Genomic DNA, 24,448 nt, shown 5'->3' with positions numbered 1-24,448 from the left:
CGTACAGCTGAACGACGTGCGCAAGTCGTACGACGGCGTCACCGCGGTGGACGGCCTCAGCCTCGATATCGGCCCCGGCGAGGTCCTGGCGCTCCTCGGCCCGAACGGTGCAGGCAAGACCACCACCGTCGAGATGTGCGAAGGCTTCGTCGTCCCCGACAGCGGGTCGGTCCGCGTCCTCGGACTCGACCCCATCGCAGAGTCGGCGCAGCTGCGGCCGCGCATCGGCGTCATGCTCCAGGGCGGCGGCGCGTACCCCGGTTCCAAAGCCGGTGAGATGCTCGAGCTCGTTGCGTCGTACTCGGCCGATCCGCACGATCCGGCGTGGCTGCTCGACTGCCTCGGTCTGACCTCGGCTGTGCGCACCCCGTATCGACGCCTCTCCGGCGGACAGCAGCAGCGCCTCGCGCTGGCATGCGCCATCGTCGGGCGTCCAGAACTGGTGTTTCTCGACGAACCGACTGCCGGTCTCGACGCACAAGCCCGACTGCTGGTCTGGGAGCTGATCGACGCACTGCGGCGAGACGGTGTGGGCGTGCTGCTCACGACGCATCTCATGGACGAGGCCGAGCAGCTGGCGGATCGGTTGACGATCATCGACAACGGCCGGGTGGTGGCGTCGGGTTCGCCTTCGGAACTGACCAAACAGGGTGCCGAGGGCCAACTGCGCTTCACCGCTCCCCCTGGACTCGAACTCTCGATGCTCGACGCGGCGCTCCCCCCGGGGTACGTACCGTCGGAACCGACGCCCGGGTCGTACGTGGTGTCGGGTGTCATCGAGCCGCAGATATTGGTGATCGTCACGTCCTGGTGTGCGCAGCAGGACGTCCTGGCCACCGAGTTGCAGGTCGATCAGCGCCGTCTCGAGGACGTATTCCTCGAACTGACCGGTAGAGAATTGAGGAAGTGACGGTGCGCAGAGAAGCCCGGCTCGCCGACAACCGATTCGAGACAGGTCTGTTCTCACCTCGTCCGCAACCGGCCTCGGCGTCGCGAATGCTGTTGGCGCAGACCCGCCTCGAACTGAAGTTGCTGCTACGCAACGGCGAACAGTTGCTGCTGACGATGTTCATCCCGATCACATTGCTCGTCGGTCTCACTCTGCTGCCGTTCGGTGCGCTGGGCGACGACCGGGTCGCCCGAGTGGTGCCTGCGGTGATGATGGTGGCCATCATGTCGACGGCGTTCACCGGTCAAGCCATTGCGGTCGGTTTCGACCGTCGCTACGGCGCGCTCAAGCGACTCGGTGCAACACCGCTTCCGCGCTGGGGAATCATCGGCGGCAAATCCGCCGCCGTCGTCATCGTCGTGATCCTGCAGTCGATTCTGCTCGGCTCCATCGGTGTTGCTCTCGGCTGGCGTCCGACCGCCACGGGCCTGTTGCTCGGAGCCGTGATCATCGCTCTCGGTACCGTCACCTTCGCCTCCATGGGATTGCTGCTCGGCGGCACGTTGCGGGCGGAGATCGTATTGGCGCTGGCGAACATCGCCTGGTTCGTGATGCTCGGTATCGGCAGCGCGGTCTTCGTCGACGATCAGATTCCCCAGGGCGTGCAGAACGTGGCACGCATCGTTCCGTCCGGGGCACTGGGTGAAGCACTGAGCCGAGGCGTCGCATCGTCCTTCGACGTGTTCGGCGTCGTCGTGCTGCTGGTGTGGGCGGCAGTGTGCAGCACACTTGCGGTCCGCACATTCAAGTTCACCTGACGCAGGCCGGCTACCCAACGACGCTGTGTAGTTGTTCGGCGTTTACCATCGTGGTGTGCTGTACAGAGCGTTCTTGCGCGTCGTCGATCTCTTCCCTCTGCCGTCGCTTCGGGTGCAGCGAATTCTGGCGTTGATCGCGATCGTCACCCAGGGCGGCATCGCCGTCACCGGCGCAGTGGTGCGAGTGACCGGGTCCGGGCTGGGGTGCCCCACCTGGCCGCAGTGTTTTCCCGGCAGCTTCACTCCGGTCGGAGTGTCCGAGGTCCCGGTGCTGCACCAGGCCGTCGAGTTCGGCAACCGACTCCTCACCTTCGTGGTGGTGCTCGCCGCCGCCGCCGTAGTCATTGCGGTCACCCGCGCACGCCGTCGCCGCGAGGTGCTCTTCTTCGCGTGGCTGATGCCACTCGGCACCGTTGTGCAGGCAGTGATCGGTGGATTCACCGTATTGACCGGACTGCTGTGGTGGACGGTCGCAGTTCACCTCGTCGTCTCGATGGCCATGGTCTGGTTGGCCACCCTGCTGTACGCCAAGGTGGGCGAACGCGATGCGGCATCCGAATCGACCCCCACCGTCCCCGCTGCGCTGCGCGCTCTCGTCGGACTGTCCGGAGTGGCTCTGACCGGTGTGCTGATCGCGGGCACGATGGTGACCGGGGCAGGTCCGCACGCAGGCGACAAGAGCATCGAGGAACCCGTGCCGCGTCTCGGAATCGAGATCGTGACCCTCGTCCACGCGCATTCCCAGTTTCTGGTCGGCTACCTGGCCTTGTTGGTCGGGCTGGGCTTCGCGCTGTACGCGGTGCATGCGCCGAATTCGGTCAAGCGTCGGTTGCACGTTCTGATCGTGCTGGTACTCGCACAGTCTCTGATCGGACTGGTGCAGTACTTCACCGGCGTTCCTGCAGTTCTCGTTGCCTTCCACGTTGCCGGAGCGGGCGCGTGCACTGCTGCAACTGCTGCGCTCTGGGCCGCCTGCCGCACCCGCGGCCCGGTCGAGACCGCACGCGTCACTTCGAACGAGGTGGAGGGGCAGCCGACCTCCCCCTCAGATGGCCGACTGCCCCTCCACTGACTTCGACGCATCGGGTTCCGAAACGGTTCCCGCCAGATCGAACAAATTTGGCGAAGGTCTTTCGCTCAGACGATTGCCTGGTTGCGGGCCTTGGGGAACTTCTTCTGACGCGCGACCCAGCCGGCCATCTTCTCGTAGTGGCCTGGTGCCGGGTTGACCGAACTGACCAGCTCGCGGTCCCATTCGGCCTCGGTCAGTTCGTCGAACTCGTCGACAACCGCTTTGGCAATGGCCTGAGTAGCAACCACCTGATCACCGAGCACCCCGTCGGCACCGACCATGGTGAGCCGGGTGCCGGCTCGACCGATGGGCTGAATGACGACCTGTGCAGCGTTTCCGTGATCTGCAAGAAAACCTTTCACTGCCGCCAGCGTTCCCTTGGGAACATCGTCGGACGTGTTCTTCTCGATGCCTGCGCTGTCGATTTCGGTAGCCATGCAGACACGATACCGAGGTGGTACACGCTGCCTGCATCGACCCATCGAGTCGTTACTGATCAGTAACTTGGCTGGGTCACCCGTGACGACCGCATCCGCGTGCCGTGCCACCGGCACCCCGTGTAGAACAGAGTTCATGCGTGCCATTCGAGTAGACAACACCGGCGGTCCCGAGGTTCTGAAGGTCGTCGATGTGCCGATACCGACACCGGGGCCTACTCAGCTCCTGGTTCGTACCGACGCTATCGGTATCAATTACATCGATACCTATTTCCGCCGTGGCCTGTACCCACGCGCGCTGCCGTACGTTCCCGGCGACGAAGGGTCGGGGCTGATCGATCAGGTCGGCTCGGACGTCACCGGTTTCGCGACGGGAGACCGCGTCGCGTGGGCCGCGGCACCGGGTAGCTACGCCGAGTACGTGCTGGTCGACGCCTCCTCGGCCATCGCAGTTCCGGACGGCATTGCTTCGGATCAGGCCGCGTCGGCGCTCCTACAGGGTATGACGGCGCACTATCTGATCGAATCCACTTACCCCGCCCAGCGGGGTGACACCGTGCTCGTCCACGCCGGAGCAGGCGGCGTGGGATTGCTCTTGACACAACTCGCAGTGGCCAAAGGTGTGAACGTGATCACGACGGTGTCCACGGACGCGAAGGCCGAACTCTCGAAACGGACCGGTGCAGCACACGTGCTCAGGTACGACGAGGACATCGCCGCACGCGTTCGCGACATCACCGACGACCAAGGCGTGCACGCGGTGTACGACGGCGTCGGGAAGGACACATTCGAAGCCAGCATGGCGTCGCTCCGGATCAGGGGCACTCTGGCCCTGTTCGGTGCCGCCAGCGGTCCGGTACCGCCTCTGGATCCGCAGCGTCTCAACGGAGCGGGTTCGCTGTTCCTGACCCGGCCCACGCTCGCGCATCACATCCGGGACCGAGCCGAACTGGAGTGGCGGGCCGGTGACGTATTCGAAGCGATGGCGAGTGGAGCGCTCACGGTCCAGGTGGGTGCGCAATACGCACTCGACGAAGCGGCGCAGGCCCACATCGATCTCGAGTCGCGCAAGACGACCGGGTCCATCGTCCTGATTCCCTGATCAGGCTCGCGACAGACGCTCGCTCAGGAGAAGATCTGAGCGAGCGTCTGCCAGCCGAGTACGGAGTCCACAGCAAGGCCGCAGAACACCAGGGCCAGGTACTCGTTGGAAAGAATGAAAAGCTTCAGCGGTTTTACCGGAGTTCCGGCTCGAACTCCCGCGTACAGGCGGTGCGCCACCACGAGGAACCATGCTCCCGAGGCCACGGCGACTACGGCGTAGATGACGCCCGAACCCGGTGCCAGCGCGAGAGTGGCTGCGACGGTCGCCCATGCGTAGAGCACGATGTGCTTGGTGACCTTGGTTTCGGAGGCGACGGCGGGCAGCATCGGCACGTTCGCGGCCTGGTAATCCTCCTTGTAGCGCAACATCAGCGCCCAGGTGTGCGGCGGTGTCCACAGGAAGATGACCAGGAACATCACCAGCGCCTGCCAGCCGATCGTGCCGGTCACGGCGGACCAACCGATCATCACCGGCATGCAACCGGCCGCGCCACCCCACACCACATTCTGCGATGTGCGCCGCTTGAGGATCAGGGTGTAAACGAAGATGTAGAAGCAGATCGTGACGACCGCGAGCACGCCACTGAGCAGATTCGTCGTGGCCCACAACCAGAAGAACGAGAACACGCCCAGGACGAGCCCGAAGACCAGAGCATGCGACACCGGCATGGCACCTCGGGCGAGCGGGCGCTTCTCGGTGCGCTTCATCACCTTGTCGATGTCGGCGTCGACCACCATGTTCAAGGTGTTCGCACTGGCCGCGGCCAGCATGCCACCGAAAAGCGTGGTCAGAATCAGCCACGGATCGACGTGACCGCGGTCGGCCAGCAGCATCGCGGGGATGGTGGTCACGAGGAGGAGCTCGATGACGCGTGGCTTCGTCAGTGCAACGTACGCAAGGAGGAGAGCGAGCGCTCGACGCGGGGCGGACGTCACCGGTGCGACCTCTGCGGGCTCACCCTGATCGTCGGCTCCGAATCCGGGGCCGCCTGCGAATCCGTGTCCGCCCGGCTGCTGCCCAATTCGCACTGCGTCTCCTCGCACGACTGTCATTCTCTGGCGCTCGGCCACTTGCTCACGCGCCACCGGCACGCGGGTTCACTTTGCACGACGACCATGGACGCCAGCGCGCACGTTCACTCGCCGCGATCCTGAAATCGGCCACTGGATCCGACGTACGTGCGCCTACTACACACGATGGTAGACGGCAGGGTTTGCACCTCCAATTCGCAGGGCACCCAAAGTGGGGAAATATGTCGTCTGCGAGTAACCCGCGTGCAATCGGCCGGGGGAAGGCACGACAGTAGGGTCGGACAGAACTAGGCTGGTGGAGGACGTCCTTCGGCACCGACCGTGTGCGCGCTCAACGCAGGCGCACGACTGTCGCGGCCGAGCGACGAACTCCACAGAGCCACAACTCGAACGAATGTCAGGAGATTTCTGCTCGTGTCGATCACAGACGATATTGACGTCCTCACCACGGCGCACCACCCGAGCGACTGGACGGACCTGGACACCCGAGCGGTCGACACCGTTCGTGTTCTGGCAGCGGACGCAGTGCAGAAGGTCGGCAACGGCCACCCCGGAACCGCGATGAGCCTGGCTCCCCTCGCCTACACCCTCTTTCAGCGCACCATGCGTCACGATCCCACCGATTCCCACTGGATCGGGCGCGACCGGTTCGTGCTCTCGTGCGGACATTCGAGCCTGACCCTCTACCTACAGCTGTACATGGGCGGCTTCGGCCTCGAGCTCGCCGACATCGAGGCGCTGCGTACCTACAAGTCGAAGACTCCCGGACATCCGGAGTTCCGTCACACCGACGGCGTCGAGATCACCACCGGCCCGCTCGGTCAGGGACTTGCCTCCGCCGTCGGCATGGCGATGGCTGCTCGCCGCGAACGCGGTCTGTTCGATCCCGAACCCGCACTCGGGGAGAGCCCGTTCGATCACTTCATCTACGTGATCGCCTCCGACGGTGACATCGAGGAAGGGGTCACGTCCGAGGCTTCGTCCCTCGCCGGCACTCAGCAACTCGGCAATCTGATCCTGTTCTACGACGACAACAAGATCTCGATCGAGCACTCGACCGACATCGCTCTGTCCGAGAACACCGCTGCCCGTTACGAGGCCTACGGCTGGCACGTACAGGTCGTCGAGGGCGGCGAGAATGTCACCGCGATCGAAGAGGCCATCGAAGCGGCCAAGGCCGTCACCGACAAGCCGTCGATCATCGTGCTGCGCACCATCATCGGCTTCCCGGCCCCCACCATGATGAACACCGGTGCCGTCCACGGAGCGGCGCTCGGCGACGAAGAAATCGTCAAGGTCAAGCAGGCTCTCGATTTCGACCCAGCCAAGACCTTCGAGGTCACCGACGAGGTGATCGGGCACACCCGCAAACTGCAGGAACGTGGCCGCACGGCCCACGCCGAGTGGACCACCCGGTTCGACGCCTGGGCCGCTCGTGAGCCCGAGCGCAAGAAGCTGCTCGATCGCCTCACCCAGGGCACGCTGCCCGAGAACTGGACCGACGTTCTCCCCACCTGGGAGCCCGGCAGCAAGGCCGTCGCCACGCGTGCGGCGTCGGGTGAGGTCCTCAACGCCGTCGGCCCGGTTCTGCCCGAGCTGTGGGGCGGCTCCGCCGACCTCGCCGGCAGCAACAACACGACCATGAAGGGTGCCAAGTCCTTCGGCCCCACGTCGATCTCCACCGACGACTGGGACGCCGAGCCGTACGGTCGCACGCTGCACTTCGGTATTCGTGAGCACGCGATGGGCGCCATCCTGTCGGGCATCGTCATGCACGGTCCGACCCGTGCATACGGCGGCACGTTCATGCAGTTCAGCGACTACATGCGGCCGGCCGTTCGGCTCGCGTCGCTGATGGACATCGATCCCATCTACGTGTGGACCCACGACTCCATCGGACTCGGCGAGGACGGCCCGACGCATCAGCCGGTCGAACACCTCGCGGCGCTGCGGGCAATCCCCAACCTCTCGGTCGTTCGTCCGGGTGACGCCAACGAAACCGCATTCGCATGGCAGGCGGTGCTCGCCAAGTCCAGCAGCAGCGGCCCCGTCGGGCTCGCACTGACGCGTCAGGGCATCCCGATCCTCGACGGCACCAGCTTCGAGGGTGTCTCGAAGGGTGGATACATCCTCGTCGAGTCTTCCGAGGCGACGCCGGACGTCGTGCTGATCGGTACCGGCTCGGAACTGCAGTACGCAGTCGAAGCGCAGAAGCAGCTCGAGGCCCAGGGCATTGCCGCCCGGGTGGTGTCGATGCCCTGCGTCGAGTGGTTCGAGAGCCAGGACCAGAACTACCGCGACCAGGTGCTTCCGCCGACCGTGAAGGCCCGTGTGTCGATCGAAGCCGGCATCGCCATGCCGTGGTGGAAGATCGTCGGCGGCTTCGGCGAAATCATCTCGCTCGAGCACTACGGCGAATCTGCCGATGCTGCAACACTTTTCCGTGAGTTCGGCTTCACCGCCGAGGCCGTCACCGCAGCCGCTCAGCGCTCCATCACCAACGTGAAGGGATAATCCATGACCCAGAACAAGAATCTCGCAGAGCTCTCCGCAGCCGGCATCTCGGTGTGGCTGGACGACCTCTCTCGTGACCGCATCCGTTCGGGCAACCTGAAGGACCTCATCGACACCAAGAGCGTCGTGGGGGTGACGACCAACCCGTCGATCTTCCAGGCCGCCCTGAGCAAGGGTGACGCCTACGACGAGCAGGTCACCAAGCTTGCCGGTGAAGGTGCCGACGTCGAGACCACGATCCGCACCGTCACGACGGACGACGTCCGCGAGGCGTGCGACATCCTGATGCCCCAGTACGAGGCCAGTTCAGGCGTCGACGGCCGAGTGTCGATCGAGGTCGATCCTCGCCTGGCACACGACGCGGACAAGACGTACGAGCAGGCCGTCGAGCTGTGGAAGATCGTCGATCGACCGAATCTGCTGATCAAGATTCCGGCGACCGAAGAAGGCATTCCCGCCATCGCCAAGGTGGTCGGCGAGGGTATCAGCGTGAACGTGACGCTGATCTTCTCCGTGGAGCGGTACGAGCTGGTGATGAACGCCTACCTGGAGGGTCTGGAGAAGGCGCGCGCGGCCGGTCACGATCTCGACAAGATCCACTCGGTGGCGTCGTTCTTCGTCTCCCGCGTGGACAGCGAGATCGATTCCAGGCTCGACGCGATCGGCACGCCGGACGCAGAAGAGCTCAAGGGCAAAGCCGCGCTGGCCAACGCTCGTCTCGCCTACGTGGCGTACCAGCAGGTCTTCGAGGTCGCGCCTCGCTTCCGCGAGCTCGTCGGCAGCGGCGCGCGTCCGCAGCGTCCACTGTGGGCCTCGACCGGCGTGAAGTCCGACGCGTACCCGGACACCATGTACGTCACCGAGCTCGTGTCGCCGAACACGGTCAACACGATGCCGGAGAAGACCATGGACGCGGTGGCCGATCACGGTGAGATCGTCGGCGACACCGTTTCGGGCAAGGGACCGGAATCGCAGGAGATATTCGATCGCATCTCGGCTCTCGGGATCGACATCACCGATGTCTTCCTGACCTTGGAGAACGAAGGCGTACAGAAGTTCGAGTCGGCCTGGAACGAATTGCTCGAGGCCACCGGCGAGCAGCTTCGCCAAGCAGGTCAGAAGAGCTGACCGACTGTGCCCACCGCAGAAACCGAACCTCTCCATTCAGCGGACTGGCTCAACCCACTCCGCGACGCACGAGACAAGCGGCTCCCCCGCATCGCGGGCCCATGCAGCATGGTCATCTTCGGAGTGACCGGTGATCTCGCGCGCAAGAAGCTCATGCCTGCGGTGTACGACCTGGCGAACCGGGGGCTACTCCCCCCCGGTTTCGCCTTGGTCGGTTTTGCCCGTCGGGAATGGCAGAACCAGGACTTCGCGAAGATCGTGCACGATTCCGTTCGCGATCACGCGCGCACTCCGTTCAGCGAGGAGGTGTGGAACACCCTCGCCGAGGGATTCCGGTTCGTTCAGGGCACGTTCGACGACGACGCAGCGTTCGACGAGCTGTCGCGAACACTGACCGAACTGGACGAGACCCGTGGCACCGGCGGCAATCACGCCTTCTATCTGTCCATCCCACCGAGCGCATTCCCTGTCGTTCTCGAGCAGCTGTCGCGTTCCGGCCTGGCTCAGAGCAAGGACGGCAACTGGCGTCGTGTGGTGATCGAGAAGCCGTTCGGCCACGACCTGGAGAGCGCAAAAGAGCTCAACGCGGTCGTGAACCGCGTGTTCCCCGAGGACACCGTGTTCCGCATCGATCACTACCTGGGCAAGGAGACGGTGCAGAACATTCTGGCGCTGCGCTTCGCGAACCAGTTGTTCGATCCGATCTGGAACGCGCACTACGTCGACCACGTTCAGATCACGATGGCCGAGGACATCGGATTGGGCGGTCGCGCAGGGTATTACGACGGCATCGGCGCGGCCCGTGACGTCATCCAGAACCACCTTCTGCAGCTGCTCGCCATCACGGCGATGGAGGAGCCGGTCAGCTTCAACCCCAAGGAGTTGCAGTCGGAGAAGATCAAGGTGCTCTCTGCTACCAAGCTCGCCGAGCCCCTCGATCGCACGTCGGCTCGCGGTCAGTACTCCGCAGGCTGGCAGGGCAGCCAGAAAGTGAAGGGGCTCAAGGAGGAAGAGGGATTCGACTCCGAGTCCAACACCGAGACCTACGCCGCCATCACTCTCGAGGTGGATACGCGACGGTGGGGCGGAGTGCCGTTCTACCTTCGCACCGGCAAGGCGCTCGGTCGCCGAGTCACCGAGATCGCCATGGTGTTCAAACGCGCGCCGCACCTGCCGTTCGACGCCACGATGACCGAAGAACTCGGCCAGAATGCGTTGGTCATCCGAGTCCAGCCCGACGAGGGCGTGACGATGCGCTTCGGCTCGAAGGTTCCCGGATCCAGCATGCAGGTACGGGACGTTTCCATGGACTTCAGTTACGGCCAGGCGTTCACCGAATCCTCGCCCGAGGCATACGAGCGTCTCATTCTCGATGTGTTGCTCGGTGAGCCCTCCCTGTTCCCGGTCAACGCCGAGGTCGAACTCTCTTGGAAGATTCTCGACCCGATTCTGGACTTCTGGGCGTCGGGTGGCACCGCGGAACCGTACGAAGCCGGTACCTGGGGTCCCTCCTCGGGTGACGAGATGATGCAGCGCACCGGACGCGAATGGAGAAGGCCGTGATTGTCGACATTCCCGCCACCACGACGGCCGAGGTCGGCAAGAAGTTGGTGGAGGTTCGCGAGGCAGGCGGCGCAGTCACCATCGGACGCGTGCTGACCTTGATAGTCGCCAGCCGCGATCCGGCCAAGGCCGAGCGGGCGATCGACGCAGCGAACGAGGCGAGCCGCGAGCACCCGTGCCGCGTCATCGTGCTCATCCACGGCGACCGATCGGCCGATTCCAGCCTCGACGCACAGATCCGCGTCGGAGGTGACGCCGGTGCATCGGAGGTCGTAGTACTGCGGCTCAACGGTGAACTGGCCGATCACGAGCACAGTGTGGTGATCCCGTTCCTGCTGCCCGACACTCCGATCGTGGCATGGTGGCCGGACGAAGCACCGGCTGTTCCCGCTAAGGACCCGTTGGGACGCTTGGCGATTCGACGTATCACCGATGCCACGAATTCGCCCGACACGACGGCTGCGATCAAGGGACGGCTGAGCAGCTACACCGAGGGCGACACCGATCTCTCCTGGAGTCGCATCACGTACTGGCGCGGCCTGTTGGCCACGGCCCTGGACCAGGCTCCGTTCGAGGCCGTCGTCTCGGCAACGGTCTCGGGACTGGCGGAGGAGCCTGCACTCGACATCTTGGCCGGTTGGCTTGCCGCGAAACTCGACGTTCCGGTGTATCGCCGAGCGGGTGAGCTGAAGGTGGAACTGATGAGAGAGACCAGCATCATTTCGCTGACGCGCCCGCAAACCGGTAAGACCGCAACGTTGCGGCGCACCGGTCAGCCCGACGCCGAAGTTGCACTGGCCCGGCGCAACACTCGCGAGTGCCTGGCCGAGGAACTGCGCAGACTCGACACGGACGAGATCTACGAACTTGCCCTGCACGGATTGTCGAAAGTGAGCTATGAGTAAAACGTCGATCCTTCAGTACCTGGACGCGCAGGCCTTGGTCGATGCTGCGCGATCTCGATTCGTCGAGGTCGTCACGGCCGCGCAGGCCGACCGGGGCTCGGCTTCGGTGGTGCTCACCGGCGGTGGCACGGGAATTGCGTTGTTGGAGGCGCTGCGCCACGATTCCGGATCGATCGACTGGGGCAAGGTCGACATCTTCTTCGGCGATGAGCGATTCCTGCCGTCGGGTGATCCTGAACGCAACGAGGTGCAGGCCGCCGAGGCTCTGCTCGACCACGTCGACGTTCACCCGGATCGAGTGTTCCGGATGGCTGCGTCCGACGGACCACACGGAAGCGATCCCGAGGTAGCGGCAGCGACGTACGCGCAGATCCTCCATTCGCGTTCCGAGGGAGAGCCGACACCTGCATTCGACATCCACCTGCTCGGTATGGGCGGCGAGGGTCATATCAATTCGCTGTTCCCGCATACCGATGCCGTGCGAGAACAGCATCGCTACGTAATGGCGGTCGAGGACTCCCCCAAGCCTCCGCCCGTACGAATCACACTGACGCTGCCCGCAGTTCGCCGCGCACAGCACGTATGGCTGCTCGTATCGGGAGCGAACAAGGCCGATGCTGTCGCAGCCGCGGTAGGCGGGGCTGATCCGGATGAGGTCCCGTCGGCCGGCGCGCTGGGCACCGAGTCGACTGTCTGGTTCCTCGACGCCGGCGCAGCGTCCAAGCTGGACACTGTCTGATCTACCCGTTCAGCTGGGTTCGGCAGCGTCGGGGTCACATCTCGGCCGATTGCCCTCGTAGTCGCTGACGCCCCAGGCATGTCCTGTCGGCGAGTGACCGATCCGCCTACCGTTCGCGCGGTAGGCGGATCCGTCTCGCCAGGCATCGGTGTCGTTGCTGCACTGCCTCATACCTCGTTGGACGCTACCGACCGCCGACCGGTTCCTCCCTCGTGCGCGTTGTGCGTACGCCTGGGTACGCACAACGCGCACGACGGCGGGGTTCGGGGCTAGCCGCTGTTACGCAGCGCCGTCGCGAGGCCGTTCATCGTCAGCAGGATGCCACGCTTGACCCGTTCGTCGTCGTCACCGTTGCGATAGCGGCGCAGCATCTCGACCTGCATCTGATTCAGTGGTTCCAGATACGGGAATCGATTGTGCACAGAGCGCTCGAGCGACGGATTGTCTTCCAGCAGACGACTGTGGCCGGTGATCTTCAGGTACATCCGCACCGTTCTGGCGTGTTCGACCTCGATCATGCCGAAGATCCTCGCGCGCAGGTCTGCGTCGGGAACCAACTCCGCATACCGTGCCGCGATACCCAGATCCGACTTGGCCATCACCTGGGCGAGGTTCGACAGAACGGTCTGGAAGAACGGCCACTTTCGATACAGGTCGGTCAGCACGTCGAGCTTCGCATCGTCGTCGCCGACCCACTCCTCGAGCGCAGAACCGGTGCCGTACCAGCCGGGCAACATCACTCGGCACTGACTCCACGACATCACCCATGGGATCGCGCGGAGGTCGTACACCGAGTTCGTGGGCTTGCGTGAAGCAGGCCGGGATCCGATGTTCAGCTCACCGACCTCGGCAACCGGCGTGGAGGTGCGGAAGTACTCCACGAATCCGGGCTCCTCGTGCACCAGACGGCCGTATGCCGCGCGGGCCTTCGCGGCGAGGTCGTCCAGGATGTCGTATGCAGCTTCTGCGCCGTCCCCGAGACCTTCCACGTTCAGCAGAGTGGATTCGAGGGTTCCCGCAACCAGAGACTCGAGGTTGCGACGCGCCATGGACGGCTCTGCGTACTTCGCCGCGATGATCTCGCCCTGCTCGGTGAGTCGTAAGGATCCCTGCACCACACCGGGCGGCTGCGCCAGAATAGCGTCGTAGCTGGGACCACCACCGCGGCCGACCGTGCCGCCGCGGCCGTGGAAAAGCCGCAATCGGATTCCCGTCTTGCGCGAGGCTTCGAGTAGATCCAACTCGGCGCGATACAAGGCCCAGTTGGCTGCGAGATACCCACCGTCTTTGTTCGAGTCCGAATACCCGAGCATGACCTCCTGGTTCATTCCGCGCCCGGCCACCAGGGCGCGGTAGATGGGGACGTCGAGCGTGGCGAGCAACGTCGCCGCACCCTGCTGAAGATCCTCGATGGTCTCGAACAGCGGGACCACACCCACCGTGGACGTGGGCGACGCGCCGTCCGTGCCTGGGTCGAAGATGCCGGCTTCTTTGAGCAGCAAGGCAGCCTCGAGCATGTCACTGACCGACTGACACATGCTGATGATGTAGTTCTGGATCGTGTCGGGCCCCAGATGGTCGATGGCTTCCTTGGCGGCTCTGACGATGCCCAGTTCCTTGGTTGCGAGTTCACTGAGCTGCGCGTTGGGGCCGATCAGCGGGCGGCGAGTCGCGAGTTCCTGCGACAGTAGCGAGACCCGCTCGTCCTCGCCGAGAGACGAATAGTCAGGATGCACCCCGGCCCAGGCCAGCAGCTCGGCGACCACTTCTTCGTGCGTTTCGGAGTTCTGCCGCATGTCCAGAGCCTGCAGATGGAATCCGAACGTCTCGACCGACTGCCTGAGCCGGAGCAAACGATCGTCGGCGATCAATCCGTCCCCGTCGGCCCGCAGGGCACGATCGATGATGTCGAGGTCGTCGAGAATGTCCTGCGGACCGTCGTATTTCTCCGCCCCGAGGTCGATGCCGGACACCGGAACCTCGTCGAGCACAGCACGAGCAGTGGCAGTCAGTCGGGCCCGGACGCCGACAATTGCCACCCGGTACGGCTCGTCCGCCCGACGGTCGTCCGGTTCCGCCGAGGCACCGGCCAGAGCCGTCAACTCCTCGGTCACGTCCACCAGACGCGCAGACATCGACAATTCCTTCTCCAGCGCGACCAGTTCGTCGAGATAGTGCTCGAAGGCGACGTAACCCGCCTGGTGGGTCGCGGTGTGCACCACATCCCCGGTGACGTTCGGGTTGCCGTCTCGATCGCCGCCGATCCATGATCCAGGGCGAAGGATGGGGCGGGGCAGCAGGTCGTCCTCGGGCCACCGCGCCCGCAGTGCTGCGCGCACATCGGCGTTGAGAGCCGGCATGACGTCGAACAGCGAGGACTCGAAGTAGCGAAGCCCTACTTCGATCTCATCCTGAATTCGCAAGCGCGACAACCGAATCAGAGCCGTCTCCCACAGGGTCAGCACTTGCCTGCGAATCTGCACGTCGATGACGGCCAATTCCTTGGTCGCGCTCGCAGCCTTGCTTTCGAGAGCTGCGGTGGCCACATCGCGCCGGCGCATCAGTTCGGTGATCTTCGACTGCACGTCGAAGATCGTCCGCCGACGTGTTTCGGTGGGGTGGGCAGTGATCACCGGAGCCACCAACGCGTCGGTCAACGCCGCGGCGACCTGCTCGCGCGTCGGAGCCGCCGCATCGATCTTCAGCCACGTCGCGTCGAGGCTGCTGTCCTGTGGCGGATCCTCGCGATCGAGGTGGATCGCGCGACGACGTTCGCGGTGCAGATCTTCGGCAAGATTGGCGAGCAGCGAGAAATGACTGAATGCGCGAATGAGTGGAACTGCCTGTGCCACTTCCACATCGGTGTAGCGTCCGACCGAGTCGTCACGCTCGATCTCGGATCTGCGTACCGCAAACGATTCGACGCGTGCCGACTCGATCAGGTCGAAGACGTCCTCGCCCTCGTGTTCACGAACGATCTCACCCAGGATGCCACCGAGGTAGCGGATGTCCTCACGGAGAGGCTCGGTCAACTCGCGGCCCTGAGCTGTCGGCGGGACGAAGGCTGGGGAACCGACTGACTCGTAAGAGGATTCGCTCATCCACCCAGTATCGTCGCTTCGTCACCAACTCGCACTCGGAGCCGAAGTGGATCAGGTGTACTTGATCTCCAGGCCGATTCCGAGGATGGCGATGAGCCAGATCAGGCCGGTGAACAGCGTCAGACGATCCAGGTTCTTCTCGACGACGGTGGAACCGGACAGGCTGGACTGCACTCCGCCACCGAACAGACTGGACAATCCGCCACCCTTGCCGCGATGCAGCAGGATCAGCAAGATCAACGCCAGACTGGTGATGACCAGCAGAATATCCAGAAACAGATCCATGTCCACCTCAAACTCGATTCGATGCCTTCAGCAGCCTACCTGGCCTCACGAACGGCTTCGGACACCCCGCCGAAGCGAGGTGTCCGAGAACCGTTCGTTGCAGCGTTGCCGAGGGTCGATCAGGGCAGGGGTCCACCTGCGGCGATAGCCGACAGCGTGGCGAATTCGTCCGCCTTGAGCGACGCTCCCCCGACCAGGGCACCGTCGACATCGGGCTGGCCGACGATCTCGCCGACGTTCTTCGCGTTGACCGAGCCGCCGTACAGCACGCGCACGCCCGCGGCGACCTCGTCCGAGGACAGCGCCTTCAGTTCCTCGCGAATTGCACCGCACACTTCCTGCGCGTCCGATGCCGACGCAACTCGACCGGTGCCGATCGCCCACACCGGTTCGTAGGCGATGACGACCTTCGAGATGTCGTCGGCCGACAGCCCGCTGAGCGAACCACGCAACTGGGCCACGTTGTAGGCCACGTGCTCGCCGGCCTCGCGAATGTTCAGCCCCTCACCGATGCAGACGATCGGAGTCAGGCCGTTCTTCAGCGCCGCCTTCGTCTTGGCGAGGACGACGGCGTCGTCCTCGCTGTGCAGCGTGCGTCGCTCCGAGTGACCGACGACGACGAAGGTGCATCCCAGCTTGGCCAGCATCGAACCGCTGATCTCGCCGGTGAAGGCACCCTTGTCCTCGGACGAGACATCCTGTGCACCGTACGTGAGCAGGAGTTTGTCGCCCTCGACCAGGGTCTGCACGCTACGGATATCGGTGAACGGCGGGATCACCGTCACGTCGACCTTGTCGAAGTACTTCTCGGGCAACGAGAAAGCGATTTTCTGCACCAGCGAGATGGCCTCGAGGTGGTTGAGGTTCATCTTCCAGTTGCCCGCGATGAGCGGCTTACGTGCCATGCGTTACGCCTCCAGGACGGATAGGCCGGGGAGCTGCTTGCCTTCGAGGTATTCGAGGGAAGCACCGCCGCCGGTGGAGATGTGCGAGAAGCCGTCGTCGGGCAACCCGAGGGTGCGCACCGCCGCCGCGGAGTCGCCGCCGCCGACGACGCTGAACGCGCCCTTCTCGGTGGCTCCGATGATCGCTTCGGCAATGCCCTTGGTGCCGGCCGAGAACTTGTCGAACTCGAACACCCCTGCAGGTCCGTTCCAGAAGACGGTCTTGGCATTCGAGAGGACGACGGCGAAACGACTGACCGAGTCGGGTCCGATGTCCAGGCCCATCCAGCCGTCCGGAATCTCGGAGGCCTTCACGGTCTTCGCCTCGGCATCCGCCGCGAACTTGTCTCCCACGACGATGTCGACGGGAAGGTGGATCACGTCACCGAAGCGCTCGAGCAAATCCTTGCAGACTCCGATCTGATCCTCCTGAAGCAGCGAGTTTCCGACCGAATAACCCTGTGCCGCAAGGAAAGTAAAGGCCATTCCGCCGCCGATCACCAAGGTGTCGACCTTGGGAGCCAACGCCTCGATGACACCGAGCTTGTCCGAGACCTTGGAGCCGCCGAGCACCACCGCGTACGGACGTGCCGCATCCTCGGTGAGCTTGGCCAGCACCTCGACCTCGGCAGCGACGAGGGTGCCCGCGTAATGCGGCAGCAACTGCGCCACGTCGTAGACCGACGCCTGCTTACGGTGCACGACGCCGAATCCGTCGGAGACGAATGCCGCGTCGTCGCCGGCCAGCGCTACGAGCTCACGAGCCAGAGCAACTCGCTCGGACTCGTCCTTGCTGGTCTCGCGCGGATCGAAACGAATGTTCTCGAGCAGCAACACGTCGCCGTCGGTCAGACCCTCGGCGCGAGCCTCGGCGTCCTGACCCACCACATCGCCCGCGAGCTGAACGTGGCGACCCAGCAGCTCGCCGAGCTTCGCGGCGACGGGTGCCAGGCTGTACTTCGCGTCGGGCTTGCCGTCCGGACGCCCGAGGTGGGCGGTGACGATGACCTTGGCACCCGCCTCGACCAGCGCTCGAAGTGTCGGGATCGACGCCTGGATACGGCCGGGATCGGTGATCGCGCCGTCCTCGAGCGGAACATTGAAGTCCGATCGCACGAGGACGCCACGGCCTTCGACACCGGCATCGAGCAGATCCTGCAGTGTCTTGACAGCCATCGGTGTCAGAGGGACTTGCCGACGAGACCGATGAGGTCGGCGAGGCGGTTGGAGTAGCCCCACTCGTTGTCGTACCAGGAGACGATCTTGACCTGATCGTCGATGACCTTCGTCAGCGGCGCGTCGAAGATCGACGAGTGCGGGTCGGTCACGATGTCCGAGGACACGATCGGATCGGTGTTGTACTTCAGGATGCCCTTCAGCGGGCCTTCGGCTGCTGCCTTCATCGCGGCGTTGATGTCGTCCGCGCTGGCCTTCTTCTTCAGCAGAGCGGTCAGGTCGGTGACCGAGCCGGTGGGGATCGGCACCCGAAGTGCGTAGCCGTCGAGCTTGCCGAGCAGCTGCGGGAGAACCAGGCCGATGGCCTTGGCTGCACCGGTACCGGTGGGGACGACGTTCAGCGCTGCCGCGCGGGCGCGACGCAGGTCGCTGTGCGGGCCGTCCTGCAGGTTCTGATCCTGCGTGTACGCGTGGATGGTGGTCATCAGGCCCGAGACGATGCCGAACTCGTCGTCGAGAACCTTGGCGATGGGGCCGAGGCAGTTGGTGGTGCACGACGCGTTCGAGATGATGTTCTGGCTGCCGTCGTACTTGTCGTCGTTCACGCCCATCACGATGGTGATGTCCTCACCCTTGGCGGGCGCGGAGATGATGACCTTCTTGGCACCGGCGTCGATGTGGCCCTGGGCCTTGGCAGCGTCGGTGAAGATGCCGGTGGACTCGACGACGACGTCGACGCCCAGGTCACCCCACGGAAGTGCAGACGGGCCTTCGCGCAGCGACAGCGCCTTGATCTTCTGGCCGCCGACGACGATGGTGTCTTCGCCCTCGAGCGAGACATCGTGCGGCAAGCGGCCCAGGATCGAGTCGTACTTGAGCAGGTGTGCGAGCGATGCGTTGTCGGTCAGGTCGTTGACAGCAACGATTTCGATGTCGGTGGTACCGAGCGCCTTCTGCGCGTCGACTGCCCTGAAGAAGTTACGCCCGATGCGGCCGAAGCCGTTGACGCCTACCCGGATCGTCACTGTTCGCTCCTAAAAGTTGTGAAAACAGATGTCTGATTGTGCCTGCGTGCGGGGTGCCACACGCGGTTCCTACCCTAGTGTGCGCGCAGGCAGAGCGCGCGCATCACTCGATCGGAGTGGTCACGCCTCGTCGAGCAACTCCGCGGTGACTGCAGACTCGGTGTCCGGAATTCCGGTTTCCTTCGCCTTGCGGTCGGCCATGGACAGCAGGCGCCGGATTCGACCCGCCACCGCATCCTTCGTCATCGGCGGGTCGGCCAGTTGCCCGAGTTCTTCCAGTGACGCCTGGCGATGCTGAACTCGGAGCGAACCCGCGGCAGCGAGATGATCCGGCACGTCCTCGCCGAGGATGTTCAGCGCTCGCTCGACCCGCGCTGCGGCGGCAACGGCCGCTCGAGCCGAGCGTCGGAGGTTTGCGTCGTCGAAATTCGCGAGTCGGTTGGCCGTGGCCCTCACCTCGCGCCGCATTCGACGTTCTTCCCAGACGAGCCTGGTGTCCTGTGCTCCCATCCGGGTGAGAAGCGCGCCGATGGCCTCGCCGTCGCGCACGACCACTCGATCGGTTCCGCGAACCTCTCGGGCCTTGGCGGCGACGCCGAGTCGGCGGGCCGCTCCGACGAGCGCCAAGGCGGCTTCCGGCCCTGGGCAGCTGATCTCGAGCGCCGAGGATCGGCCCGGTTCGGTGAGCGAGCCGTGTGCGAGGAACGCACCACGCCACGCTGCTTCGGAGTCCCCCACCGTGCCGCCGACCACCTGCGCGGGTAGTCCACGAACCGGGCGCCCACGCAGATCCAACAAACCGGTCTGGCGAGCCAGAGCCTCCCCGTCCTTGGCCACTCGGACCACATAACGCGAGGTCTTGCGCAGCCCGCCGGCACCGAGCATGTGCACGTCCGAGGAGTAGCCGTACAGCTCGAAGATCTCGCGACGCAGCCGCCTGGCAATGGACCCGAGATCCACCTCCGCCTCGACCACGACCCGACCGGCCACGATGTGCAATCCACCGGCGAATCGCAGGAGCGCGGACACCTCGGCCTTGCGGCAACTGACCTGACTGACGGTGAGCCTGCTCAGCTCGTCCTTGACCTCCGCTGTCATGGCCACGAAGTGATCCCCTCTCTGCGTGCAGCAGTCGGTGCAGTGCCGCCGGTGGGCGTCACGATGGAACCGAGAGCTGCAGCAAGCTTTCCGTAATGATGTGCGTGAGTGCCGTTTTCGGCAACATCGACGTAAACGACCTCAGCACCGAGCCGGGCTGCTGCCCGCGCTACGTGTTCGCGGTTGCTGCCCTCCGGGACCGAGGCGGAATCGACCAACACGTAGTCGATTCCCAAATCAGGTGCGTGTTGGGAGAGTACGTGGACATGGCGCTCGGCGGAGAATCCGGTGGTCTCCCCCAGCTCCGGTGCCAGGTTCAACACGAGCACCTTCGGCGCGGAAGTACGGGCCAGCGCGGCGAGCTGATCCGGCACCAGCACGTGTGGAATGACACTCGAGAACCAGGACCCGGGACCGAGCACCACCAGGTCGGCTTGCTCGATCGCCGCGAGGGCATCCGCCGAAGCCGGCGGGTCGGGTGGCAGCAACCGCACTCGCCGAACCTTGCCGGGGGTGGTCGCCACCGCCACCTGTCCACGGATGACGCGGCTGACCCGCGGGTCGTCCTCGAGGCCCGAGACGTCCGCTTCTATGTCGAGTGCGATGGGCGACATCGGAAGCACTCGCCCGTCGATTCCGAGCATCCGCACCATCTCGTCGAGCGCAGCGATCGGGTCTCCCAGCACTTCGGTGAGGCCGGCGAGGATGAGGTTGCCCACCGAGTGTCCGGCCAACGCACCCGTACCCCCGAACCGATGCTGCAGAACATCGGTCCACAGCTGCGTTCGCTCGTCGGAGCGAGCCAGCGCAGCCAGTGCCATGCGCAGATCTCCCGGCGGGATGACGCCGAGCTCGGCCCGCAGACGCCCCGACGATCCTCCGTCGTCGGCAACCGTGACGATGGCGGTCACGTCGTGGCCGAGCAGCCTGGCCGCGGAGAGGGTTGCGTACAGACCGTGACCGCCGCCGAGGGCAACGATCTTCGGACCCGGCCCCTGCGCTGCGGTACCGACCTCGCTCATTCGCGACCCAGATCGCGATGCAGTACGCGCACGGACACATCACCCTGTTCGGCGAGAATTCCAGCGAGCGCTTCGGTCATCGCCACACTTCGATGCTTACCTCCGGTGCAGCCCACGGCTACCGTCATGTACCTCTTGCCTTCCCGCACATATCCTTCGATCGTCAGATTCAACAGGTGCGCGTACGTCTGCAGATAGTCGCGGGCTCCGTCCTGCCCCAAGACGTAATCGCGTACGTCCGCGTCCTGTCCTGTGTGCTCGCGGAGCTCGGGCACCCAATGTGGATTGGGCAGAAAGCGGACGTCGCAGACCAGGTCGGCGTCCATCGGCAGGCCGTACTTGAATCCGAACGACTGCACTGTGACGCCGACGCCGCTGGTGTTCGTATCACCGAACACCGTCTCGATCTTGCGTCGCAGCTGATGAACCGACAGCGATGTGGTGTCCACGGTCAGATCGGCCGCAGCTTTGACCTGCGCGAGCCGCAACCGTTCTGCGGTGATGCCCTCGGTCAGCGTTCCGTCCTGACCGTCGTTCTGCAACGGATGACTGCGCCGGTTGGACTCGAATCTGCGAATGAGCACGGCGTCGGACGCGTCCAGGAACAGCACGCGGTTGCGCACTCCCTTGGAGTCGAGCTCTTGGACGACCCAGCCCAGATCCCCGGTGAACAGTCGGCTTCGGACATCCATCACCAGCGCGAGTCGCTCGATGCGGGGCCTAGATTCCAGTCCGAGGTCGACCATCTTCGAGATGAGCTCGGGGGGCAGGTTGTCGGCGACGTACCAACCGAGGTCCTCGAGAATCTTGGCTGCAGTGCGCAACCCTGCACCGGAGACGCCGGTGACCAACGCCACCTCTATCCCATCGTGCCGCGATTCCGGCTCGGCAGGCGGCTCGACCTGATCGTCGGATGGCGGATGTCTCTGTGTCTGGTGTTCGCTCACTACGAAGCCTGTCCCGCCGATTCCACGCGCGGTGCGATCGCATGTTCCGTCGTGTTCTCGCCCGATGTCGTTTCAGTTGCGTTGCCATCATCGCCTACATCGGCGTCGTCCGCGTCCGAACCGAGCGCCGCCAGCACTGACTTCGCGGTGGTTTCCCCGATTCCCGGCACCTCGACGATCTCCGCGACCGTCGCACGCTTGAGGTTGGCGACCGAACCGAAGTGTGCGACCAGCGCCGTTCGCCGCGATTCGCCGAGTCCGCGGACCGAATCGAGGGCCGAGGCCGTCATTCGACGAGATCGCTTGCTGCGGTGGAACGTGATTGCAAATCGGTGTGCCTCGTCGCGAACTCGCTGCAGCAGGTAGAGGGACTCGCTGGTTCGCGGCAGGATGACCGGATCCTCCTCGCCGGGCACCCACACCTCTTCGAGTCGCTTGGCGAGACCGACCACTGCCACGTCGGTCACGCCCAGTTCGTCCAGCACCGCCGCGGCTGCGGCCACCTGAGGGGCACCGCCGTCCACGACGAACAAGTTCGGTGGGTAGGCGAACTTTCGAGGCCTGCCGGTCTGGGGGTCGAGTGCTGCTTCCGGAGCCAGATCGCCTCCGCTCGCTTCGGTCGCCCCATCGGCGGAGTGTCGGAGGAATCGACGCCGAGTCACCTCGGCGATGCTGGCGACGTCATCGGAATGCCCGTCGCCTGCCGCTTCCTTGATCGCGTAGTGGCGGTAGTCGCTCTTGCGAGGCAGCCCGTCCTCGAAGACGACGAGAGATGCCACCACATCGGTTCCCTGGACATGAGAGATGTCGATGCACTCGATGCGTAACGGTGCCGAATCCAGATCAAGAGCTTCCTGAATCCCTTGCAGCGCAGCAGATCTCGACGTGAAATCCCCCGCTCGCTTCAGCTTGTGTTGCTGCAGGGCTTCCTTGGCATTGCGCTCGACGGTCTCGGCCAACGCTTTCTTGTCGCCGCGCTGAGGAACACGCAGAGTCACGTTGGACCCCCGAAGCTCGCTGAGCCACGTCTGGACCTCGTCGGCATTGTCGGGCAGAACCGGCACCAGCACCTCGCGCGGAACTGCATTGGAGCCACCGTCGTCGCCGCCCGGTGCCTGTGCAGTCAGCGCGGCCTGCTCGCCGTAGAACTGAGTGAGGAACTGCTCGACCAGTGCGGGCAGATCGGCCTCGTCCTGCCGCTCGATCACTTCACCCGCCTTCTCCACCACCCAGCCCCGTTGTCCTCGAACACGGCCACCGCGAACGTGGAATACCTGCACGGCAGCTTCGAGGGCGTCGGTGGCGAACGCGACAAGGTCGGCGTCGGTACCGTCGCCGAGCACCACCGCCTGCTTCTCCAAGGCGCGACGCAGTGCACCGACGTCGTCGCGTAGACGCGCGGCGGTCTCGAAGTCCAAGTCCTCGGATGCCGCCTGCATCTTCTTCTCGAGCTGCCGCACGAGCTTGTCGGTCTTACCGGCCAGAAAGTCGCAGAAGTCCTCTACGGTGCGGCGGTGCTCCTCCGCGCTGACCCGGCCGACGCACGGCGCCGAGCACTTGTCGATATACCCCAGCAGGCAGGGTCTGCCGATCTGATTGTGCCGCTTGAACACTCCGGTCGAGCACGTGCGCGCAGGGAACACCCGCAGCAACAGATCGAGCGTCTCGCGAATGGCCCACGCGTGCGCGTACGGGCCGAAATAGCGCACGCCCTTGCGGCGAGGTCCGCGGTACACGAACAGACGTGGGTATTCCTCGTTCATCGTCACCGCGAGCATCGGATAGCTCTTGTCGTCCCGGTAGCGGACGTTGAATCGCGGATCGAATTCCTTGATCCAGTTGTACTCGAGCTGCAGTGCCTCCACCTCGGTGGTGACTACCGTCCATTCGACCGACGCCGCGGTGGTGACCATCTGGCGGGTGCGAGGATGCAACGAGGCGACGTCGGCGAAGTAGGAGTTGAGCCGACTGCGGAGGCTTTTGGCCTTACCCACGTAGACGACGCGGCCGTGGGGATCTCGAAATTTGTACACACCCGGCTCCACCGGGATAGTTCCGGTGGCCGGACGGTAAGTAGCGGGGTCGGACACGGCAACCACGTTAGCCGTCGGGTCCGACGTTCTCCGCATCCGCAGCTCAGGTGTGGTGGATGCCCTGCTACGTCAGTTCTGATCCACCGCGTCGGTCGGAACCGATGCGGTGGGTGCGTATTTGCGTTCGAGTGTCCGGAACTTCCGCACTGCGGCGACCGCGTGCTCACGATCGTTGGACTGGATGGCCATCACGTTGATGAACTCGTCGTCGGGGATGTCGACACGTGCCCACATCGCTCCGTCGGGGAAGGACAGCCCTTGCACCAGATCCCATTCGATCAGGCGCTCCGAGAGCAAGTTACGTACCGCGACACCTGCGGGTCCGACACGAATTCGCGGGCGGGTGAGCACCAATGCCAGGCCGCCGAGCAGAACTCCGATTCCGGCCATCGCGAGTTGGTCGGCGGTCCGAAAGTACACCCCGGTCGGTGATACCCGGAGCAGGACAGCGACGGTCGAATGCGCCACGACGAGCAAGACTGCCGTCGCAATGGCGTAGCGCGCGGACTTGCGAGATTTCACCTGCATGTCCCACTGTTGGGTCGGTTCGCCGCCG

General features: G+C 64.6%; 21 protein-coding genes. 9 read left to right on the top strand and 12 right to left on the bottom strand.

Going from position 1 to position 24,448, the window contains the following annotated elements; genetic code table 11:
• Nucleotides 1-7: 7 nt before the first annotated feature.
• From ASG84_RS19810 to ASG84_RS19800, 3 genes are read left to right on the top strand one after another with little or no spacing between them, the layout of a single operon-like run.
• Nucleotides 8-910 (top strand): ABC transporter ATP-binding protein, encoded by a 903-nt coding sequence (locus tag ASG84_RS19810; protein ID WP_442971000.1) that lies wholly within the window; start codon nucleotides 8-10, stop codon nucleotides 908-910.
• A gap of 2 nt (nucleotides 911-912) precedes the next feature.
• A complete protein-coding gene (locus ASG84_RS19805) occupies nucleotides 913-1,707 on the top strand; it encodes an ABC transporter permease (RefSeq protein WP_442970991.1) in 795 nt (264 codons plus the stop codon).
• A gap of 55 nt (nucleotides 1,708-1,762) precedes the next feature.
• Nucleotides 1,763-2,779, top strand: a complete 1,017-nt coding sequence (locus tag ASG84_RS19800; RefSeq protein ID WP_057478691.1) for a COX15/CtaA family protein — start codon at nucleotides 1,763-1,765, stop codon at nucleotides 2,777-2,779.
• Between the two features lie 65 nt (nucleotides 2,780-2,844).
• Here the strand turns inward: ASG84_RS19800 and ASG84_RS19795 are convergent, their stop codons facing one another.
• Nucleotides 2,845-3,216: a hypothetical protein gene (locus ASG84_RS19795; protein ID WP_057478801.1), complete on the bottom strand. Its 372-nt coding sequence runs from the start codon at nucleotides 3,214-3,216 to the stop codon at nucleotides 2,845-2,847.
• Between the two features lie 136 nt (nucleotides 3,217-3,352).
• Here ASG84_RS19795 and ASG84_RS19790 point away from each other — a divergent pair, with 136 nt between their 5' ends.
• On the top strand, nucleotides 3,353-4,318 hold the full coding sequence (locus ASG84_RS19790; RefSeq protein ID WP_057478800.1) for a quinone oxidoreductase family protein: 966 nt from the start codon (nucleotides 3,353-3,355) through the stop codon (nucleotides 4,316-4,318).
• A 23-nt stretch (nucleotides 4,319-4,341) separates the two neighbouring features.
• On the opposite strand, the gene ASG84_RS19785 is transcribed toward ASG84_RS19790, so the two are convergent.
• Entirely contained in the window at nucleotides 4,342-5,349 is a 1,008-nt protein-coding gene (locus tag ASG84_RS19785) for a heme o synthase (RefSeq protein ID WP_057478799.1), read from the bottom strand.
• Between the two features lie 417 nt (nucleotides 5,350-5,766).
• Here ASG84_RS19785 and tkt point away from each other — a divergent pair, with 417 nt between their 5' ends.
• Genes tkt through pgl form a run of 5 tightly spaced genes read left to right on the top strand, consistent with a single transcriptional unit; the run spans nucleotide 5,767 to nucleotide 12,201 of the window.
• Nucleotides 5,767-7,866: a transketolase gene (gene tkt / locus ASG84_RS19780; protein ID WP_057478690.1), complete on the top strand. Its 2,100-nt coding sequence runs from the start codon at nucleotides 5,767-5,769 to the stop codon at nucleotides 7,864-7,866.
• A 3-nt stretch (nucleotides 7,867-7,869) separates the two neighbouring features.
• Nucleotides 7,870-8,994, top strand: coding sequence for a transaldolase (gene tal, locus ASG84_RS19775; protein ID WP_057478689.1), 1,125 nt, complete (start codon nucleotides 7,870-7,872; stop codon nucleotides 8,992-8,994).
• A 6-nt stretch (nucleotides 8,995-9,000) separates the two neighbouring features.
• On the top strand, nucleotides 9,001-10,557 hold the full coding sequence (gene zwf, locus ASG84_RS19770) for a glucose-6-phosphate dehydrogenase (RefSeq protein WP_057478688.1): 1,557 nt from the start codon (nucleotides 9,001-9,003) through the stop codon (nucleotides 10,555-10,557).
• A complete protein-coding gene (opcA, locus tag ASG84_RS19765; protein ID WP_327213087.1) occupies nucleotides 10,554-11,462 on the top strand; it encodes a glucose-6-phosphate dehydrogenase assembly protein OpcA in 909 nt (302 codons plus the stop codon). The genes zwf and opcA overlap by 4 nt, the downstream gene beginning before the upstream one ends.
• Nucleotides 11,455-12,201: a 6-phosphogluconolactonase gene (gene pgl / locus ASG84_RS19760; RefSeq protein ID WP_057478686.1), complete on the top strand. Its 747-nt coding sequence runs from the start codon at nucleotides 11,455-11,457 to the stop codon at nucleotides 12,199-12,201. The genes opcA and pgl overlap by 8 nt, the downstream gene beginning before the upstream one ends.
• 269 nt (nucleotides 12,202-12,470) lie before the next feature.
• Here the strand turns inward: pgl and ppc are convergent, their stop codons facing one another.
• The 10 genes from ppc to ASG84_RS19710 all read right to left on the bottom strand — a co-directional run bounded on the left by ppc (nucleotide 12,471) and on the right by ASG84_RS19710 (nucleotide 24,420).
• Nucleotides 12,471-15,302 carry a phosphoenolpyruvate carboxylase gene (gene ppc / locus ASG84_RS19755; RefSeq protein WP_057478685.1) on the bottom strand — a complete coding sequence of 944 codons (2,832 nt, stop codon included), beginning with the start codon at nucleotides 15,300-15,302 and terminating at the stop codon, nucleotides 12,471-12,473.
• 51 nt (nucleotides 15,303-15,353) lie between these two features.
• On the bottom strand, nucleotides 15,354-15,587 hold the full coding sequence (gene secG / locus ASG84_RS19750) for a preprotein translocase subunit SecG (RefSeq protein ID WP_057478684.1): 234 nt from the start codon (nucleotides 15,585-15,587) through the stop codon (nucleotides 15,354-15,356).
• 119 nt (nucleotides 15,588-15,706) lie between these two features.
• On the bottom strand, nucleotides 15,707-16,492 hold the full coding sequence (gene tpiA / locus ASG84_RS19745) for a triose-phosphate isomerase (protein WP_032403368.1): 786 nt from the start codon (nucleotides 16,490-16,492) through the stop codon (nucleotides 15,707-15,709).
• Nucleotides 16,493-16,495: 3 nt separating this feature from the next.
• Nucleotides 16,496-17,707, bottom strand: a complete 1,212-nt coding sequence (locus ASG84_RS19740) for a phosphoglycerate kinase (protein WP_057478683.1) — start codon at nucleotides 17,705-17,707, stop codon at nucleotides 16,496-16,498.
• Nucleotides 17,708-17,712: 5 nt separating this feature from the next.
• The gene (gap, locus tag ASG84_RS19735; protein WP_032365753.1) at nucleotides 17,713-18,732 is read right to left on the bottom strand and encodes a type I glyceraldehyde-3-phosphate dehydrogenase; all 1,020 of its coding nucleotides are present in this window, start codon (nucleotides 18,730-18,732) and stop codon (nucleotides 17,713-17,715) included.
• Nucleotides 18,733-18,852: 120 nt separating this feature from the next.
• On the bottom strand, nucleotides 18,853-19,836 hold the full coding sequence (gene whiA / locus ASG84_RS19730) for a DNA-binding protein WhiA (RefSeq protein ID WP_032377822.1): 984 nt from the start codon (nucleotides 19,834-19,836) through the stop codon (nucleotides 18,853-18,855).
• Nucleotides 19,827-20,852: a gluconeogenesis factor YvcK family protein gene (locus ASG84_RS19725; protein ID WP_057478682.1), complete on the bottom strand. Its 1,026-nt coding sequence runs from the start codon at nucleotides 20,850-20,852 to the stop codon at nucleotides 19,827-19,829. Before ASG84_RS19725 ends, whiA begins: the two co-directional genes overlap by 10 nt.
• Nucleotides 20,849-21,715, bottom strand: coding sequence for an RNase adapter RapZ (gene rapZ / locus ASG84_RS19720; RefSeq protein WP_057478798.1), 867 nt, complete (start codon nucleotides 21,713-21,715; stop codon nucleotides 20,849-20,851). The genes ASG84_RS19725 and rapZ overlap by 4 nt, the downstream gene beginning before the upstream one ends.
• Nucleotides 21,716-21,798: 83 nt before the next feature.
• The gene (uvrC, locus tag ASG84_RS19715; protein ID WP_057478797.1) at nucleotides 21,799-23,889 is read right to left on the bottom strand and encodes an excinuclease ABC subunit UvrC; all 2,091 of its coding nucleotides are present in this window, start codon (nucleotides 23,887-23,889) and stop codon (nucleotides 21,799-21,801) included.
• Between the two features lie 72 nt (nucleotides 23,890-23,961).
• Nucleotides 23,962-24,420 carry a PH domain-containing protein gene (locus ASG84_RS19710; RefSeq protein ID WP_057478796.1) on the bottom strand — a complete coding sequence of 153 codons (459 nt, stop codon included), beginning with the start codon at nucleotides 24,418-24,420 and terminating at the stop codon, nucleotides 23,962-23,964.
• Between the last annotated feature and the right edge of the window lie 28 nt (nucleotides 24,421-24,448).

It is taken from the genome of Rhodococcus sp. Leaf278 (genome assembly GCF_001426085.1).
Classification (GTDB): domain Bacteria; phylum Actinomycetota; class Actinomycetes; order Mycobacteriales; family Mycobacteriaceae; genus Rhodococcoides.
This window is presented reverse-complemented; position numbering and strand designations above follow the sequence as displayed.